Raw genomic sequence first — 16,846 nt, forward strand, 5'->3', positions numbered from 1 at the left:
ACGGCCGAATGCGAACGGCCGCCGGGAAACCTCCCGACGGCCGCCGCCCTGCATCACCGCACCGCTAGCTGCGTACGTCGTACGCCCGGGTCACCGTCTGGGTGACCGAGGCCCCGTCGGCCGCGGTGAGTTCCACCTTGAGCGAGACCGGCTTGCCGGCCGCGCCCGTGTGGTCGGCCTCCGCCGTCCAGGCGCCGCCCTGCCGGGTGACCTTCGCCTCGGTCCAGTGCTCACCGTCGTAGGAGTACGACAGCTTCGCCGACTTCAGCGTGCCCGGGGTGTAGCCGGCGTGGCCGGTGGCGGCCAGGCCGATGCGGATGCCCCCTGCCGCGGCCACCGTCTTCGTGCCGTCCTCGGGGATCGAGAGCGCCGGGAAGAGGATCGGCAGGGTCTGCGAGTAGGCCGACGCGTCCAGCTTCGAGCGGAAGGTCCAGGAGGTCTGCACGGCCTGCGAGCGCTGCCAGACCTGGGCCGGGGCGCCGACCTTCTCGATGTTCTGGGTCAGTTCGTACGTGGCTTCCTCGGCCGGGACCTCGAAGACCCCGGACGGGTAGTAACTGCCGCCGATCTGCTCGCCGTTCCGCTTCAGCGCCAGGTTGCCGATGTCGCCGAAGGAGCCCGGCTGCGCGTAGTGCCCGCGGTCGCCCCACATCGCGGAGGCGAAGCCGATCAGGTTGCCCTGCCGCTCGGCGGCCAGCACCGGCCGGCCCGCCGGGTCGCGCGGGGCGACCGGGCCGATCACCCCGTCGTACCAGGACTCGCTGCGCTTGCCGCCCTTGGTGTAGGTGCGCTGCTGGTCGGTCATGAACTCGCCCCACGGGAAGCTGCTGGAGACCAGGTGGTCCCAGGTGGTGTTCCCGGCGGAGTAGAACTCGGTCCGGGTGCCCGGCACCGCGACGGTCTCCATCGAGCCGAAGAACACCGCGTGGCCCAGCGGCCGGTACGCGCCGACGAAGTCCATGTAGTCGGCGGCCACGCCCATCGCGTGGTAGGTGGACTGTACGGAGCCCAGGTCGCGGTCCCGGACCCGGTAGGCCCGGTCACCGTGCAGCGGGCCGGACTCGGTCTGCGCCAGGTTGTAGACGTACGGGCTGCGGGCCGTGGCCTTCCAGGAGAGGGTGACCTTGCCGCCGGCCAGCCGGTCGAGCAGGGTCTTCGCCTCCGCGCTGTCGATGGTGAGGGCCGGCAGTGCGCCGCCCGCGTAGCCGGTGAAGCCGACCCAGCGGCCGGGGGCGTCGCGGTGGGCGAGCACCGCCTTGGCGCCGGCCGCCTTCGCGTCCTTCGCCTGCTGGAACAGGCCGCCGTCCTCGGCCTTGACCAGCACGATCGCGTCCTTGGCGCCCGCCGCGGCGAGTTCGGCGGGGGTGCCGCTGCCGGCGTTCACCAGCGGGGCACTGCCGGTGCCGTCGAGGTTGTCGCTGCCGAGGGAGGCGGTGATCGGGTGCAGGACCGGGCCGCCGGCCGGCTTGAGCTCGGCGACCAGCGGGGCGGCGGCCCGCCAGTAGCTGCCGAACTCGAACGCGCCGTCGTCCGCGCGGCCTTCGACCGAGGCGTAGTAGCCGCGGATGGTACGGCCGCCCATGGCGGTGCCGGCGTGCAGCCAGGTGTCGTCCCAACTGCGGGCGAAGGACAGGGTGGTGCTGCGGCTCTCGGTGGGCCGGTCGGCGGCGATGCTCAGCCGGCCCGCCTTCCGGGCGTCCAGGACGATGGTGGTGTCCTTCTTCACCTCCACCTGGGGACGGCCCAGGTAGGTGAGGGAGTCGAGCAGCTCGGCGCCCTCGCCCGCGTCGGGGGTGCCGACGAAGGCGGACAGGAAGTACGCGCCCGGGCGCACCCGGTAGACCTGGTCCGCCGCGCCCTCGTTGAAGCGGCGCTCACCGGTGGCGGTGTCGGTGCCGACCACGTCGAGGGAGGAGGGGCCGGCGGCCGGCTTGCCCGCGCGGTCGAGGAGCTTGACCCGCAGGGTGACCGTCTCCGGCTCCACGTACAGGGAGAACGGGGTGGAGATCCGGACGCCGGCGGGGCCGGTGGCGAGGACCCGGCCGGTGATGTCCCCGTACTGGGCGCGGTCGATGCGGGCGGCCGGGTCGAGGGCGAGCGGCACCTTGACGGTGGCGCCGGCCGGGACGGTGACGGTCCGCCGGTCCAGGCGGGCGATCGGGGCGCGGACGGCGGAGCCGTCGTTGCCGGTGACCTTCTGCAGGGACAGGTTCAGGGTGACCGGGGCGCTGCCGGTGTTGGTGTACGGGATCTCGACCGTGGTGCGGTCGCTGCGGTCCTGCGGCCAGGTGAAGGTGCCGCCCTGGACGGCGGGGGCGCCGGTGACACCGGCGGCGAGGGCGGCCGGGACGTCCAGGCGTCCGCCGCCGGTCTCCCGTACGTCGCCGGGCACGGTGGTGGCGGCGGAGCCGACGAGGGCAGCCTTGAGCTGGGCGCCGGTCCAGTCGGGGTGGCGCTGCTTGAGGAGGGCGGCGGCGCCCGCCACATGCGGGGTGGCCATGGAGGTGCCGGACATGGCCTGGTACGCGTACACCCCGCGACCGCCGGCGGCGGCGGCCGAGATGCCGACGCCGGGGGCGGCGATCTCCGGCTTGAGGGTGTGCCGGAGGCCGGCCGGGCCGCGGCTGGAGAAGGGGGCGGTGGTGTCGTCGCGGTCCACGGCGCCGACGGTCAGCGCGCTGGGGGCGCAGCCGGGCGAGGAGACGGTGTTGTTGCCGGGGCCGGCGTTGCCGGCCGCGATCACGAACAGGGCGCCCTGCTGCGAGAGGCGTTCGGTGGCGGCGGCCAGCGGGTCGTCGCAGGCGGTCTGGGAGGGGTCGCCGAGGCTCATGGAGACGATGTCGGCCTTGTTGTCGACGGCCCATTCCATGCCGGCGATGATCCACGAATCCAGGCCGTAGCCCTGGTCGCCCAGAACCTTGCCGGAGAGCAGTTCGGCGCCGGGGGCGACGCCCTTCTTGGCGCCGCCGCTCGCGGCGCCGGAGCCGCCGACGGTGGAGATGGTGTGGGTGCCGTGGCCCTGGCGGTCGGCGTCGGTGTCGGAGTCGGTGAAGTTCTTCGATCCGGCGACCCGACCCTTGAGGTCGGGGTGGTCGAGGTCGGTGCCGGTGTCGAGGACGGCGACCTTGGCGCCCTTGCCGTCGTAGCCGGCGGCCCAGGCGGTGGGGGCGCCCACCTGCCGGGTGGACCGCTCCAGGTTCGCCTGGACCTTGCCGTCCAGCCACAGCTTCTTCAGTCCGCCGGCGGCGCGGGACCGGGGGCCGGTGACATCGGCCCAGAACTCGGCGGTCTGCTGCTTGTCGGCGGTGAGGGCGACCGCGCCGATGGAGTCGAGGACCAGGGCGCGTTCGGCGCCGCGCGGGGTGACGGGGGTGCTGCGGGCGACGTCCACGGAGCTTTCGTAGACCGCGATCAGCGGGAGCTTCTTGGCGCGGCTGTCGTCGTAGCCCTGCCGGATGAGGGAGCTGACGTTGAACAGCTCGTGGTCGACCTTGCCGGCGGTCAGGGCCTTGATGGCGCCCTCGGGGTAGACGTACAGGTCGCGGCCGGACTGGCGGGTCTGTACGAGCGGCTGGGTGCCGTCCTCGCGGGGTATCGCGGTGGCCGCGGTACGGCCGGCGGCATCGGTGGAGACCAGGATCCGGTCACCGGTGACCAGGGTGACGGTGACCGGTCCGGCGGGCGTTCTCGCCGCGGCCTCGCTGCCGGTCAGTGGTCGTTTTCCGGTGGCGTCGCTCGGCTGTGCCGAGGACGGGCCGACGGCGGTGACGGCCAGAACGGCGGCGGTGGCCGCCCCGAGTGCCGTTCGCGATATCGGGCGCATCGCTCTCCCCAGGTGAATTCCGGCCAACCTCGTCATTGCGTGGCAAAGTTGCCCCAAGCGCGAGTTCCGGCCGGTGGATGGTGGTGCTGCGGTGGCGTCACCTTGGCAGAGTGGCGGGGGGTGCGGTGATGATGTCCGCGGCGGGTTTGTGCCGTGGCCGCTTCCCGCCAGTTCGGCGGGGCGAGCGGGGCGGGGCGAGCGGGGGCGGGCGAGCGGGAGTGGGGTGGACGGGTTGCTGGGTGCGATAGGCCTGGACGAGGGCCAGGAATCGGCGTACCGCGCGCTGGTGGCGCTGGGGGCTGCGGAGGTCCCCGATCTGGCACACCGGCTGACCCTGCCGGTGCCGCAGACCGAGCGGGCGCTGCGGCATCTGGAGCGGCAGGGGCTGGCGGCCCAGTCCTCGGCCCGGCCGGGCCGCTGGGTGGCGGCACCGCCGGGGGTGGCCCTCGGCGCGCTGCTCACCCAGCAGCGGCACGAACTGGAGCAGGCGGAGCTGGCGGCGGCGCTGCTGGCGGAGGAGTACCGGGCGGAGGCCGCCGAGCCGGCCGTCCACGACCTGGTGGAGGTGGTCACCGGGGCGAGCGCGGTCGCGCACCGCTTCGTACAGCTCCAGCTGGGGGCGGAGGAGGAGGTGTGCGCGCTGGTGACGGGCCGGCCGCAGGTGATGACGGGCACGGACAACGATGCCGAGGACCGGGCGACGGGGCGCGGTGTGGGCTACCGGGTGGTGATCGAGCGGGAGGTGCTGACGGAGCCGCAGGGGCTGCGGGAGGCGCAGGGCGCGCTGGGCCGCGGTGTGCAGGTCCGGGTGACCCCGCAGGTCCCGACCAAGCTGGTGATCGCGGACCGCACCCTGGCCATGGTGCCGCTGACCGGGCGGAACGCGGAGCCGGCGGCGCTGGTGGTGCACGCGTCCGGCCTGCTGGAGTCCCTGCTGGGCCTCTTCGAGGCGGTGTGGCGGGATTCCCTGCCGCTGCGGCTGGGCACGGGCGGGGCGGTGACCGAGTCGGAGACGGCCCCGGACGAAACGGACCTGGAGATCCTGTCACTGCTGCTGGCGGGCATGACGGACGCGAGCGTGGCAAAGCACCTGGAGCTGGGCCTGCGGACGGTACAGCGGCGGGTGAAGGGCCTGATGGAACTGGCCGGGATCACCACCCGACTCCAACTGGGCTGGCACGCATACGAACGGGGCTGGGTGGCCCGCTAGGCCGTCATACCCTCACAGGGGAGGCCGGTATCCGGTGAGCTTCTGCCACTCGGCGCGGGCGGCTTCCCAGTCGGCGGTCGCGGCAGCGAGCTGTTCGTCCCCGTCCTGACGGGCGATGACGGCTCGCAGGTGGTTCTCCGCCTCGTCCCGGTCGGCGGTGTCGGCCCTGGCCACGGCCAGGGCGGCCTCCACCTCGGGCACGCGGGCCGCACGCCGCTCGAGGAACCGGTGTTCCACCCCCACCGCGTTCGTGAGCCGGACCTCGAAGCCGCGCACACTGTCCTCGGAGTACTCGCCGGCCGGAAAGGGGACGTACTCCAGCTCGGGCGTCGGGGTCTTCACCCTGAGGTACACCGTGTCGTCCCTGGGCTCGAGCGAGACGTCCAGCCGGTCGAGCGGCAGCTCCTTGCCGTTGATCACCAGGGCGTGCTCGTGGAGCGCCAGCGCGCCGAACTTCTCCTTGAGGGCGCCGCGTTCCGGGGTGGCGCGAAGCTCCTTCCGCTCCGCCTCCAGGCTGCTGACGGTCGATTCGTACGCCAGCCTCGCCGCCCGGACCGCCTCCTGGGCCGCCGTCTTCTCCTTGCGGACGTCGGCCTGCCGGGACTTCATGGCAGAGCGATCCTTCTGGAGGGCAGCGCGCTCGGTCTTCCAGGCATCGGAGAAGGCGTACTTCCAGTGACCGGGGAAGTGGTACCACCGGTGGCCAACGTATGCCAGAACAGCCGACACGATCAGCACGACCACGCCCATTGCACTCCCCCTGCCACAGGTGACGGAGCGACCAAGCTACTTCACCCGTTCAGAGGGCAACACCCGGCGTCCGGGCCCGAATCGGGTCCGGACGCCGGGCGCGCCGGCCGGATCACCGGGTGTGCTGGTGGGAGCCGGAAGGGCCGCGTTTGGCGGCGTGGTTGGCTCGGCCCTCCGCACCCTTCAGGCGCCAGTCGCGGCGGATCTCCGCCCGCAGCCTGGCGTCCGTCTTGGCGACGATCCACCGGTTCTCCCGGACCAGCTTCCGGTAGCTGTCCAGGCGCCGCTCCGGCACCTCGCCCCGGTCGACCGCCTCGCGCACCGCGCAGCCCGGCTCGCTCTCGTGCGCGCAGTCGTGGAAGCGGCACTGCCCGGCGAGCTCCTCGATCTCCGAGAACACCTGCCCGACGCCGGTCTCCGCGTCGTACAGGCCGACGCCCCGGAGCCCCGGAGTGTCGATGAGCACGCCGCCGCCCGGCAGGGCGAGCAGGTTGCGGGTGGTGGTGGTGTGGCGGCCCTTGCCGTCGACGTCGCGGATCTCCTGGACCTCCATGGCGTCCTCGCCGAGCAGCGCGTTCGCCAGGGTGGACTTGCCGGCCCCGGAGATGCCCAGCAGCACGCTGGTCCCGCCGGACACGACCGCGGCCAGCACGTCGATGCCGGCGCCGGTCTTCGAGGAGACGGTGAGCACCTGGACGCCCGGTGCCGTGGTCTCCACGTCCTGGACGAGGTAGGACAGCGAGACCGGGTCCGGGACCAGGTCCGCCTTGGTCAGCACGACCAGCGGCTGGGCGCCCGATTCCCAGGCCAGGGCCAGGAACCGTTCGATCCGGCCCAGGTCCAGTTCCACCGCGAGGGAGACCGCGACGATGGCGTGGTCCACGTTCGCCGCGAGGATCTGCCCGTCGGACCGCTTCGAGGAGGTGGAGCGCACGAAGGAGGTCCGCCGCGGCAGGTACGTCCGTACGTACCGCGGGTCGCCGGCCCCGGCCGGGTCCACCGCGACCCAGTCGCCGGTGCAGACCACCCGCATCGGGTCGTGCGGGGTGACGAAGGCGGTGTCGGCGCGGACGATGCCGTCCGCGGTCATGACGTCGCACTGCCCGCGGTCGACCCGCACCACCCGGCCGGGCAGCAGGCCCAGCGCGGCGTGCGGGGCGAACTCCTCGGCCCAGGCCTCGTCCCAGCCGTAGGGAGCGAGGGCGTGCGCGTGAGAAGAGAAAGAAGAGAGAGACAAGGGGGACCCTTCACAAGGGGTGGCCCCGGCACCGCGCGCTCGACGCGCGCGGGAACAAGAAGGAGTGTCAGCCGGTGGCCACGGGGAGGAGATTGACGGTCTTCTGAATGCGGGCAGCGCCCTGCTCGATGACAGTCATCAATGCACTCACCTCCGGTGTTCCACACGTGTTCTCGCTGTGACGGGCTCACCGTAGTCGGCGCCGCAGCCGCGCACCACCGGTTTTTCCCGGTGTCCGATTCGTTCAAGACCGGGTGGGTGTGGGCGGCCTAGCCTGCGGGTATGACTCCTCGACTCGACATGATCGGCCTCGTCGTCTCCGACATGGCCGCCTCGCTCGCCTTCTACCGGCGCCTCGGGCTGGACGTTCCGGCCGGGGCGGAGGACCAGCCGCATGTGGAGGTCACGCTGCCCGGCGGGATGCGGATCGGCTGGGACACCGAAGAGGTGATCCGGTCCTTCGATCCCGGGTGGACCCGGCCCGCGGCCGGTGGCGAGCGGATCGGGCTGGCGTTCCTGTGCGACTCCCCCGCCGCGGTGGACGCGCTGTACGCGGAGCTGACCGGTGCCGGGTACGCGGGGCACCTGAAGCCCTGGGACGCGGTGTGGGGGCAGCGCTATGCGGTGGTGCTCGATCCGGACGGCTGCGGGGTGTCCCTCTTCGCCGGGACCGGGGCGGCCGATCCCGCCGCGTAGGCGGTCAGGGTGGTGCCGGCCAGGGACCGGACCTCGCGGGCCAGGTGGGCCTGGTCGGCGTAGCCGCTGGTGTGGGCCACCTCCGGGTACGGGACGCCCGCGCGGACCCGGGCCAGGGCCCGCTGGAGGCGCAGCACCCGGCCCAGGGTCTTGGGCCCGTAGCCGAACGCGGCCAGGGAGCGGCGGTGCAGCTGCCGGGGGCCCAGGCCCAGGGCGTCCGCGATGTGGGCCACCGTCTCACCGGCCCGCAGCCGGGCCACCACCTCGGCGGTCAGCGGGTCGGGGGCTGGAGCGCGGCGCCGGGCGAGTTCCTCGAGGCCGGCGGGCGGATCGGCGTACGAGGCGACCGTGCCGGCCAGGGCCCGGACCTCCCGGGCGGGCCACAGGGCGGCGAGGTCCACCCGCCGGTCCCGGAGTTCGTGTGCCGGTACGCCGAGCAGCGCGGGCGCGGTGCCGGGTGCGAAGCGGATTCCGGCGAAGGCGGAGCCGGGCACTTCCCCGGCGGCATGCGGCCCGGTGTCAGGCCCGGCGACCAGCAGCCGGCCGTCCACCCAGAGCAGGTCCATGCAGCCGTCGGGCAGCACGGACCCGCCCGGGCCGTCGGCCTGCCAGAGCACCGCGCCGGGCACCAGGCGGGAGGGCCGCTCGGTGTACGCCACCCTTTCAGGCTAGGCCCTGTCCAGGGGTCCGGGTCTGCGCGGATCAGTGGTGGTTGCGTTCCTTGCGCAGGCGGGCCGTGTAGTCGTCCGGCGGCAGGAATCTGGACCAGCGCTCGGGGAACTCGGACGGCATGCCGGTGTCGTCGTCGTCCTCCGATTCGCCCTCGGCCAGGGCCCGCCAGGCCGCCGCCCGGGCGATCAGCTGGGCCGCCTCGGCCTCCCTGGCCCGCTCGTTGGCCTCGCGGGCGGCGGCCGTCGCCACCGACGGCCAGACCCGGTCGATCGCCGCGTTCACGGCCGCGCCCACCAGGACCGCGAAGGCCGAGATGCCGATCCACAGCAGCACGGCCACCGGCGCGGCCAGCGAACCGTAGATGGTCGGCCCCTCCACCGTGTTGGTGAGGTAGATCCGCAGCAGGAAGGAGCCGAACACCCACATGGCCAGGGCCACCAGCGCCCCCGGCACGTCCTCGATCCAGGGCGAGCGCACCGGCACTGACACGTGGTACAGGGTGGTCAGAAACGCGATCGAGAGCAGGGTGACGGTCGGCCAGTACAGCACCGCTATCAGGCTGGTGCCCCAGGGCACCAGCCGCACCACCGCGTCCGGGCCCACCACCATCAGCGGCAGCACGATCGCACCGATCAGCAGCGCGATCAGGTACAGCAGAAACGCCAGCAGCCGGGTCTTGACGATGCCGCGCTGCCCGTCGAGCCCGTACATCACGGTGATGGTGTCGATGAAGACATTGACGGCCCGCGAGCCGGACCACAGGGCGAAGGCGAAACCGAGCGAGATGAGGTCGGGCCGGCCCCGGCTGGTCACGTCGTCGAGCAGGGGTCTGGCGATGTCGTTGACGCCCCGGTCGGAGAGGACCGTACCGACCGCCTGCAGGATGTTCTCCTCGATGCTGGCGACGGTGCGGGTGTCGGTCCAGTTGTCGACATAGCCGAGCAGACCGAGCAGGCCGAGGAAGAGCGGGGGCAGCGAGAGCAGGGTGAAGAACGCCGCCTCGGCCGCGAGACCGAGGATCCGGTACTCGATGCACGAATTGACAGTGTCCTTCAGCAGCAGCCAGGCCATTTTGCGCTTGGAGACGTTGCGGTAGAGGGCCCGTGCCCGGTGAAGCCGCCCTGGGGGCCGCTCGGGTGTTTCTTTTGCTGGCTGCACCTCTTTACCGTATCGGCATGGCAGCCACCACCCACACAGTAAGCAACCAGGCCCCACCCCTTGTGGGCTACGACGTCTACGGGGGCGACCGGGCACTCACCGAGGGCGTGGAGCGGCACCTGGCCCCCGAACTCCGGGACGAGGTGCGGGAAGAGCTCGGCCTGCTCGGGCACGCCGCGGGTTCCGCGCAGGCCCAGGAGTGGGGTACGCAGGCGAACGAAAACCCGCCGAAACTGCGGACGCACGACCGATACGGAAACAGAATCGATGAGGTGGAATTCCACCCGGCCTGGCACCGGCTGCTCGGCAAGGCCGTGTCGGCAGGGCTGACCGACGCCTGGGGGCGGCCGGACGGGCACCTGCGGCGGGCCGCCGGGTTCTTCGTCTGGTCCCAGGCGGAGGCGGGTCACGGCTGCCCGGTCTCGATGACGCATGCGGCGGTGCCCGCCCTGCGCGCGGACCCGGAGCTGGCCGCCGAGTGGGAGCCGCGGCTGACCTCGCACGTGTACGAGGAGGGACTCCGGCCGGCGGCGCAGAAGACCGGAGTGCTCTTCGGCATGGGGATGACCGAGAAGCAGGGCGGCAGCGACGTCCGGGCGAACACGACGGCGGCGAAGCCGCTGGACGCGGCCGGGGAGTACCTGCTGACCGGGCACAAGTGGTTCTGCTCGGCGCCGATGTCGGACGGGTTCCTGGTGCTGGGCCAGGCGCCTTCCGGGTTGTCCTGCTTCCTGGTCCCGCGGGTGCTGCCGGACGGCAGCCGGAACGTGTTCGCGATCCAGCGGCTGAAGGACAAGCTGGGCAACAAGTCGAACGCGTCCAGCGAGGTGGAGTTCGACGGGACGTGGGCGCGGCGGGTCGGCGAGGAGGGCCGCGGGGTCCGGACGATCATCGAGATGGTCGCCGCGACCCGGCTGGACTGTGTGATCGGCTCGGCCGCGGTGATGCGGCAGGCGCTGTCGCAGGCCGTTCACCATGCGGAGCACCGCTCTGCTTTCGGAGCGAAGCTCATCGACCAGCCGCTGATGCGGAACGTGCTGGCGGATCTGGCCCTGGAGTCGGAGGCGGCAACGGTGCTGATGCTGCGGCTGGCCGCCGCGTACGACGCCGGCACCGAGCAGGAGCGGGCCTTCCTGCGGCTGGCGGTGCCCGCCGCGAAGTACTGGGTGACCAAACGCTGTACGCCGATGGTGGCAGAGGCCCTGGAGTGCCTGGGCGGCAACGGCTACGTCGAGGAGTCCGGGCTGCCGCGCCTGCTGCGCGAGTCCCCCCTGAACTCGATCTGGGAGGGCTCGGGCAACGTACAGGCCCTGGACGTGCTGCGGGCCCTGCAGCGGGAGCCGCTGGCACTGAACGCCTTCCTCCAGGAGGTCGGCACGGCCCGTGGCGCGGACCACCGGCTGGATGCGGCCATCAAGGACCTGCTGACGGAGCTGGCCGACCTGGAGGGGATCGAGACCCGGGCGCGCCGGCTGGTGGAGCGGATGGCCCTGGTGCTCCAGGGTTCCCTGCTGGTCAGGTGGGCCCCGCCGGCGGTGGCGGACGCCTTCTGCGCCTCCCGGCTGGGCGGTGACTGGGGCACGGCCTTCGGCACGCTGCCGCACGGCCTGGACCTGGGGGCGGTGGTGGAACGGGCGCGGATCACGGGGTAGGCGAAGTCCCCAAACCCCACCGGGCCCGGATCCGGCCGTTGCACGAACGGGGTGGCGCCGCGCCGACTCGGCACCACCCCTGTTCCTGAAAAGCCCCGAGGAGGAGCCGAACGCCGCCCCCTGGCGGCGTTGCGCACAGTTTCGGTCGGGCGACCGGGACTTGGCGAGAGTTGCATACCGTTGCAACCTTGGAGGTCCTTGTTGGTCCTTCTGAGTACGCGTAGGTGCTCGTGGGGGGGGGAGGCTCGGTGGCCAACACCGCAGTTGATTTGGCCCGGCTCTCGGCAATGGACGCGCGCGAGGCGGCGCGCCTGCTCAAGGGGGTACGGGCGGCGGCGCTGGCCGGGGACCGGCTGCCGGCCGCGCCCCGGCCGGAGATCGCCGAGTCCTGGCGGCGGATGCTGGCCGGCGGGGTGCACCCGGACCGGGACCACCGCTCGCGGATCCTGTCCGCCGCGGAGATGGAGGAGCGGCGGCACCTCTCGCCGCTGCGGCAGGTGCTGCCGGTGCTGCGGGAAGGACTGCTGCCGGCCCTGGACGAAGCCCTGCACATCATGGTGGTCGCCGATGCGGAGGGGCGGCTGCTGTGGCGGGAGGGGGCCTCCTCGATCCTGCGGAAGGCCGACCGGCTGGGCTTCGCGGTGGGCGCGCACTGGGACGAGGCGGTGGTCGGCACCAACGGAGTGGGCACCGCACTGGTCACCCGGCGCCCGGTGCAGGTGTTCTCCGCCGAGCACTTCGTCTCCTCGCACCACGACTGGACCTGTGCGGGCGCGCCGGTGCACGATCCGCGGGACGGCCGTCTGCTGGGCGTCGTCGACGTGAGCGGGCCGCTGGCCACCATGCACCCGGCGACCCTGGCGTGGGTGAGCTCGGTGGCCAGGCTGGCCGAGCACGAGCTGCGGGTCCGGCACCTGGAGTCGCTGGAGCGGCTGCGGAGCGTGGCGGCGCCGTTGCTGGCCCGGCTGCCGGTCGGTGCGCGGGCGCTGGCGGTGGACCCGCACGGCTGGACCGCGGCGGTGACCGGACTGGTCCCGGCGGACCGGATACCGCTGCCGAAGTCCTTCGGGCCCGGCCCGACGTGGATCCCGCAGCTGGGCGACTGCACGGTGGAGCCGCTGCCGGGCGGCTGGCTGCTGCGGATCGACGGCGCCGCCCGTCACGGCGCGGCGGCGAGCCGGGTGGTGCTGGACCTGAGCCGGCCCGGGGCGTGGACGGTGACCGTGTACGGGGCGGCCGGCAGCTGGTCGCAGGAGCTCAGCCCGCGCCATGCGGAGCTGCTGTTCCTGCTGGCGGTGACGCCGCGGGGGCGGTCGGCGGCGGAGCTGGCGGCGGAGGTGTTCGGGGACGCGAGCCGCACGGTGACGGTGCGGGCGGAGATGTCCCGGGTCCGGCGTCATCTGGCGGGGGTGCTGGCGCACCGGCCGTACCGGTTCGCGGAGGACGTGGAGGTGGAGCTGATCCGCCCGGCCGACCCGGGCCGGCTGCTCCCGCATTCCACCGCTCCGGCGGTGGTCGGGGCCCGCCTGGGTCGGCCGGGGGCGGGCGTGATTCCCTGAGCGGTATGAGCGAGCCCACCACCTTCACTCTGACCACCTGGTCCTTGGAGATGACCTCCCCGGCCGATCTGGTTCCGTCGCCGGCGCCGCCGGGCGACGACGTCACGATCGTCCGCGCAGAGGTGCCATCGCCGGAGTTCAGCCGCTTCCTGTACGCCTCGGTGGGCGGTGACATCCACTGGACGGACCGGCTGTCGCTGACCCGCGCGGAGTGGGTGGCGCAGTTGGACCGGCCGGGGGTCGAGACGTGGGTGGCGTACGACCGCGGCACGCCGGCGGGGTACGTGGAATTCGACCCGCAGCCGGACGGGGTCGTCGAGATCGTCTACTTCGGGCTGCTGCCGGAGTTCCGGGGGCGGCGGATCGGGGGGTACCTGCTGACGGAGGGCATCCGCCGGGCCTGGGACCTGGGCTCGCGCTGGCCGGAGCGGGAGGCGACGCGGCGGGTCTGGCTCCACACGTGCAGCCTGGACGGGCCGACGGCGATGGACAACTACCTGAAGCGAGGTTTCCGCCTGTTCCGCACGGAAACGGAGGAGGCCACGGCCGCCCCGACCCCGGGCCCCTGGCCGGGCGCGTAGCCCTGCGGGACGCGCGGACGCAGCCTGACCCGGCGGGGCCGGGGGGTCTGACCCGGCGGAGCCGGAGCGCCTGACCCGGCGGAGCCGGGGGGCCTGACCCGGCGGAGCCGGAGCGCCTGACCCGGCGGAGCCGGGGGGCCGCTGCGCGGAGCTTTCCCCTACCCGCCCCTCCCCACTCCCCGGGGCTCCGCCCCGGACCCCGGATCCCGGGCCCCGGCGCCCGGGGGCGGAAGCCGTACCGGGCGCAGCCCCGGGCCCCTCGCCGGGGCCCAGCCCGGCGGAGCCGGGGGCCGCATGGGGCGCAGCCCCGGGAATCGGGCCCGGCGGAGCCGGGGCCGCTGCGCGGAGCCTTCCCCTACCCGCCCCTCCCCCGCTCCCCGGGGCTCCGCCCCGGACCCCGGATCCCGGGGAGCGGGGGAGCGGGCTTCCGCCCCGGGCCCCGGCGCGCCCGGGCGCAGGCCGTACGGGGCGGAGCCCCGGGACCCTGGCCGGGCGCCCAGCCCGGCGGGCCCCCGCTCCCCGGAGCGTCCCGGAGCGGGCTGCTCCGGGTGACCGGGGACACATGGTCCCAGCATCCGGGACGGATCTGTCCGAATGGTGGACAGTAGTGGACTCCTCCAAGACCTGCATGCCACGCTTCCCCCCATGAATGGAGCTGGAATTGCCTTGGTGAGTCGGCGGCACGTCGACCTCGGCCGCATGTCCAGCGCCATCTGTCCGGCGAGCTGACGGAACCAGCACGCCGCACATCGCCCGCCGTCCCACCGCAGCGCAGCGGTACGGCGCGTCGCACCCCTTGATGGCCTGACCGGCCCGTGCCCACCGGCAACGGGCCCGTACAGCCACAGCCACCTGCCCCCCAACGCCGCAGGTCACCTGCCTCACCTGCCCTTGCCTTGAGCCGCCGAAGAAGGACGTACCGCCATGGCCGCCACCCCCGAAAAGCCCGCAGCCGCTCCCGCTGCCGCGCGCCGCAAGACCGGCCGTCACCGCGGTGAGGGTCAGTGGGCCGTCGGACACCACACGCCCCTCAATGGCAACGAGCAGTTCAAGAAGGACGACGACGGTCTCAATGTGCGGACACGCATTGAGACGATCTACTCCAAGACCGGTTTCGACTCGATCGACCCCAACGACCTGCGCGGCCGGATGCGCTGGTGGGGCCTGTACACCCAGCGCAAGCCCGGGATCGACGGCGGCAAGACCGCGATCCTGGAGCCGGAGGAGCTGGACGACAAGTACTTCATGCTGCGCGTCCGCATCGACGGCGGCCGGCTGACCACCGAGCAGCTCCGCGTCATCGGCGAGATCTCCCAGGAGTTCGCCCGCGGCACCGCCGACCTCACCGACCGGCAGAACGTGCAGTACCACTGGATCCGGATCGAGGACGTCCCCGAGATCTGGCGCCGGCTCGAAGCCGTCGGGCTGTCCACCACCGAGGCCTGCGGTGACACGCCCCGCGTCATCCTCGGCTCGCCCGTCGCCGGCATCGCCGAGGACGAGATCATCGACGGCACTCCCGCCATCGACGAGATCTACCGCCGGATCGTGGGCAACAAGGAGTTCTCCAACCTGCCCCGCAAGTTCAAGTCCGCGGTCTCCGGCTCGCCGCTGCTCGACGTGGCGCACGAGATCAACGACATCGCCTTCGTGGGTGTGCACCACCCCGAGCACGGTCCCGGCTTCGATGTCTGGGTCGGCGGCGGCCTGTCCACCAACCCCAAGCTGGGCGTGCGCCTGGGCACCTGGGTCTCGCTGGATGAGGTCCCGGATGTCTACGAGGGCGTCATCTCGATCTTCCGTGACTACGGCTACCGCCGGCTCCGCACCCGCGCCCGCCTGAAGTTCCTCGTCGCCGACTGGGGCGCGGAGAAGTTCCGCCAGGTCCTGGAGGACGAGTACCTGAAGCGGAAGCTGACCGACGGCCCGGCCCCGGAGCAGCCCTCCGGCCAGTGGCGGGACCACGTCGGCGTGCACCGCCAGCAGGACGGCCGCTTCTACGTCGGCTTCGCCCCGCGCGTCGGCCGCGTCGACGGCGCCACCCTCACCAAGATCGCGGACATCGCGGAGAGCCACGGCTCCGGCCGGCTGCGCACCACCGCCGAGCAGAAGATGATCGTGCTCGACATCACCGAGGACAAGGTGGACTCGGTGGTCGCCGCCCTGGAGGCGCTGGACCTGCGGGTCAAGCCGTCCCCGTTCCGGCGCGGCACGATGGCCTGCACCGGCATCGAGTTCTGCAAGCTGGCCATCGTCGAGACCAAGGCGCGCGGCGCCTCGCTGATCGACGAGCTGGAGCGCCGCCTGCCGGCCTTCGAGCAGCCGCTCACCATCAACATCAACGGCTGCCCGAACGCCTGCGCCCGTATCCAGGTGGCGGACATCGGTCTCAAGGGCCAGCTGGTCCTGGACGACGACGGCAACCAGGTGGAGGGCTACCAGGTCCACCTGGGCGGCGCCCTCGGCCTGGAGGCCGGCTTCGGCCGCAAGGTCCGCGGCCTGAAGGTCACCTCGGCCGGGCTGCCGGACTACGTCGAGCGGGTCGTCAAGCGCTTCGAGGAGCAGCGCGAGGACGGCGAGCGCTTCGCCGCCTGGGTCGGCCGCGCGAGTGACGAGAGCCTCTCATGAGTGAGCGAGCCGCGCCCTTCTACTGCCCGTACTGCGGCGACGAGGACCTGTTCCCCAACGAGCAGGGCCACGGCGCCTGGGAATGCAGGTCCTGCAATCGAGCCTTCCAGCTGAAGTACCTCGGGCTGCTGGCCCGCGGTCTTCAGTCCCAGCCCAACACCGCTGGAGGGGAAGAGATATGACTGTCGTTCAGGACGCCGGAAGTCTGAAGGAGCTGGCCGAGCAGGCGGGCCGTGATCTGGAGGACGCCTCCGCGCTGGAGATCCTCACCTGGGCGGCCGAGACCTTCGGCCGGGAATTCGCCGTGACCTCCTCCATGGAGGACGCGGTCGTCGCCCACCTCGCCTCCCGCGCCTTCCCCGGCGTGGACGTGGTCTTCCTCGACACCGGCTACCACTTCGAGGAGACCATCGGCACCCGCGATGCGGTCGAGGCCGTGATGGACGTCAAGGTCATCACCCTCACCCCGCGCCAGACCGTCGCCGAGCAGGACGCCGAGTACGGGCCGAAGCTGCACGACCGCGACCCCGACCTGTGCTGCGCCCTGCGCAAGGTCAAACCGCTGGAAGACGGCCTGACCGGGTACCGGGCGTGGGCGACCGGCCTGCGCCGCGACGAGTCCCCGACCCGGGCGAACACCCCGGTGGTCGGCTGGGACGAGAAGCGGCAGAAGGTCAAGATCTCCCCGATCGCCCGCTGGACACAGGACGAGGTGGACGCGTACGTCGCCGAGCACGGCGTCCTCACCAACCCGCTGCTGATGGACGGCTACGCCTCCGTCGGCTGCGCCCCCTGCACCCGCCGCGTGGCACCGGGCGAGGACGCCCGAGCCGGCCGCTGGGCCGGGCGCGGCAAGACCGAGTGCGGACTGCACGGCTGA

Annotated in this window: 14 protein-coding genes; 9 read left to right on the forward strand and 5 right to left on the reverse strand. The window is 72.9% G+C overall.

The window, feature by feature from the left end; translation table 11 throughout:
* Window positions 1-64: 64 nt before the first annotated feature.
* Window positions 65-3,823, reverse strand: coding sequence for a S8 family peptidase (locus ABT123_RS22695; RefSeq protein WP_351317621.1), 3,759 nt, complete (start codon window positions 3,821-3,823; stop codon window positions 65-67).
* Between the two features lie 232 nt (window positions 3,824-4,055).
* On the opposite strand from ABT123_RS22695, the gene ABT123_RS22700 reads away from it, so the two are divergent.
* Window positions 4,056-5,033, forward strand: coding sequence for a helix-turn-helix domain-containing protein (locus tag ABT123_RS22700; protein WP_351317756.1), 978 nt, complete (start codon window positions 4,056-4,058; stop codon window positions 5,031-5,033).
* Window positions 5,034-5,045: 12 nt separating this feature from the next.
* Here the strand turns inward: ABT123_RS22700 and ABT123_RS22705 are convergent, their stop codons facing one another.
* Both ABT123_RS22705 and rsgA read right to left on the reverse strand, forming a co-directional pair.
* Window positions 5,046-5,642 carry a hypothetical protein gene (locus ABT123_RS22705; protein ID WP_351317623.1) on the reverse strand — a complete coding sequence of 199 codons (597 nt, stop codon included), beginning with the start codon at window positions 5,640-5,642 and terminating at the stop codon, window positions 5,046-5,048.
* Window positions 5,643-5,895: 253 nt separating this feature from the next.
* Window positions 5,896-7,020: a ribosome small subunit-dependent GTPase A gene (gene rsgA / locus ABT123_RS22710; protein WP_351317625.1), complete on the reverse strand. Its 1,125-nt coding sequence runs from the start codon at window positions 7,018-7,020 to the stop codon at window positions 5,896-5,898.
* Between the two features lie 282 nt (window positions 7,021-7,302).
* Here rsgA and ABT123_RS22715 point away from each other — a divergent pair, with 282 nt between their 5' ends.
* A complete protein-coding gene (locus ABT123_RS22715) occupies window positions 7,303-7,716 on the forward strand; it encodes a VOC family protein (protein WP_351317627.1) in 414 nt (137 codons plus the stop codon).
* On the opposite strand, the gene ABT123_RS22720 is transcribed toward ABT123_RS22715, so the two are convergent.
* Together ABT123_RS22720 and ABT123_RS22725 are read right to left on the reverse strand one after the other, a co-directional pair.
* Complete coding sequence (locus tag ABT123_RS22720) at window positions 7,638-8,375, reverse strand: helix-turn-helix transcriptional regulator (RefSeq protein WP_351317629.1); 738 nt, start codon at window positions 8,373-8,375, stop codon at window positions 7,638-7,640. The two genes, ABT123_RS22715 and ABT123_RS22720, sit on opposite strands and share 79 nt — an antisense overlap.
* 43 nt (window positions 8,376-8,418) lie before the next feature.
* On the reverse strand, window positions 8,419-9,546 hold the full coding sequence (locus ABT123_RS22725; protein ID WP_351317631.1) for a YihY/virulence factor BrkB family protein: 1,128 nt from the start codon (window positions 9,544-9,546) through the stop codon (window positions 8,419-8,421).
* A gap of 17 nt (window positions 9,547-9,563) precedes the next feature.
* Here ABT123_RS22725 and ABT123_RS22730 point away from each other — a divergent pair, with 17 nt between their 5' ends.
* The 7 genes from ABT123_RS22730 (at window position 9,564) to ABT123_RS22760 (ending at window position 16,846) form a co-directional block, all read left to right on the forward strand.
* Window positions 9,564-11,198 (forward strand): acyl-CoA dehydrogenase family protein, encoded by a 1,635-nt coding sequence (locus tag ABT123_RS22730; RefSeq protein ID WP_351317633.1) that lies wholly within the window; start codon window positions 9,564-9,566, stop codon window positions 11,196-11,198.
* A 248-nt stretch (window positions 11,199-11,446) separates the two neighbouring features.
* Window positions 11,447-12,757, forward strand: coding sequence for a GAF domain-containing protein (locus tag ABT123_RS22735; protein ID WP_351317635.1), 1,311 nt, complete (start codon window positions 11,447-11,449; stop codon window positions 12,755-12,757).
* 5 nt (window positions 12,758-12,762) lie between these two features.
* A complete protein-coding gene (locus tag ABT123_RS22740) occupies window positions 12,763-13,338 on the forward strand; it encodes a GNAT family N-acetyltransferase (protein WP_351317637.1) in 576 nt (191 codons plus the stop codon).
* Between the two features lie 645 nt (window positions 13,339-13,983).
* On the forward strand, window positions 13,984-14,067 hold the full coding sequence (locus ABT123_RS22745) for a putative leader peptide (protein WP_309550570.1): 84 nt from the start codon (window positions 13,984-13,986) through the stop codon (window positions 14,065-14,067).
* A gap of 195 nt (window positions 14,068-14,262) precedes the next feature.
* A complete protein-coding gene (locus ABT123_RS22750; protein ID WP_351317639.1) occupies window positions 14,263-15,966 on the forward strand; it encodes a nitrite/sulfite reductase in 1,704 nt (567 codons plus the stop codon).
* A complete protein-coding gene (locus ABT123_RS22755; RefSeq protein WP_351317641.1) occupies window positions 15,963-16,148 on the forward strand; it encodes a hypothetical protein in 186 nt (61 codons plus the stop codon). Before ABT123_RS22750 ends, ABT123_RS22755 begins: the two co-directional genes overlap by 4 nt.
* On the forward strand, window positions 16,145-16,846 hold the full coding sequence (locus tag ABT123_RS22760; protein WP_351317643.1) for a phosphoadenylyl-sulfate reductase: 702 nt from the start codon (window positions 16,145-16,147) through the stop codon (window positions 16,844-16,846). The genes ABT123_RS22755 and ABT123_RS22760 overlap by 4 nt, the downstream gene beginning before the upstream one ends.

The organism is Streptomyces sp. NPDC002054 (genome assembly GCF_040296685.1).
Lineage (GTDB): Bacteria > Actinomycetota > Actinomycetes > Streptomycetales > Streptomycetaceae > Streptomyces.

What these genes read in the sequence shown, in the direction of transcription:
- ABT123_RS22695 (WP_351317621.1), bottom strand. Translation starts at nt 3,823, where the DNA reads ATGCGCCCGATATCGCGAACGGCACTCGGGGCGGCCACCGCCGCCGTT.
- ABT123_RS22705 (WP_351317623.1), bottom strand. Translation starts at nt 5,642, where the DNA reads ATGAAGTCCCGGCAGGCCGACGTCCGCAAGGAGAAGACGGCGGCCCAG.
- ABT123_RS22715 (WP_351317627.1), top strand. Translation starts at nt 7,303, where the DNA reads ATGACTCCTCGACTCGACATGATCGGCCTCGTCGTCTCCGACATGGCC.
- ABT123_RS22730 (WP_351317633.1), top strand. Translation starts at nt 9,564, where the DNA reads ATGGCAGCCACCACCCACACAGTAAGCAACCAGGCCCCACCCCTTGTG.
- ABT123_RS22740 (WP_351317637.1), top strand. Translation starts at nt 12,763, where the DNA reads ATGAGCGAGCCCACCACCTTCACTCTGACCACCTGGTCCTTGGAGATG.
- ABT123_RS22745 (WP_309550570.1), top strand. Translation starts at nt 13,984, where the DNA reads ATGAATGGAGCTGGAATTGCCTTGGTGAGTCGGCGGCACGTCGACCTC.
- ABT123_RS22750 (WP_351317639.1), top strand. Translation starts at nt 14,263, where the DNA reads ATGGCCGCCACCCCCGAAAAGCCCGCAGCCGCTCCCGCTGCCGCGCGC.
- ABT123_RS22755 (WP_351317641.1), top strand. Translation starts at nt 15,963, where the DNA reads ATGAGTGAGCGAGCCGCGCCCTTCTACTGCCCGTACTGCGGCGACGAG.
- ABT123_RS22760 (WP_351317643.1), top strand. Translation starts at nt 16,145, where the DNA reads ATGACTGTCGTTCAGGACGCCGGAAGTCTGAAGGAGCTGGCCGAGCAG.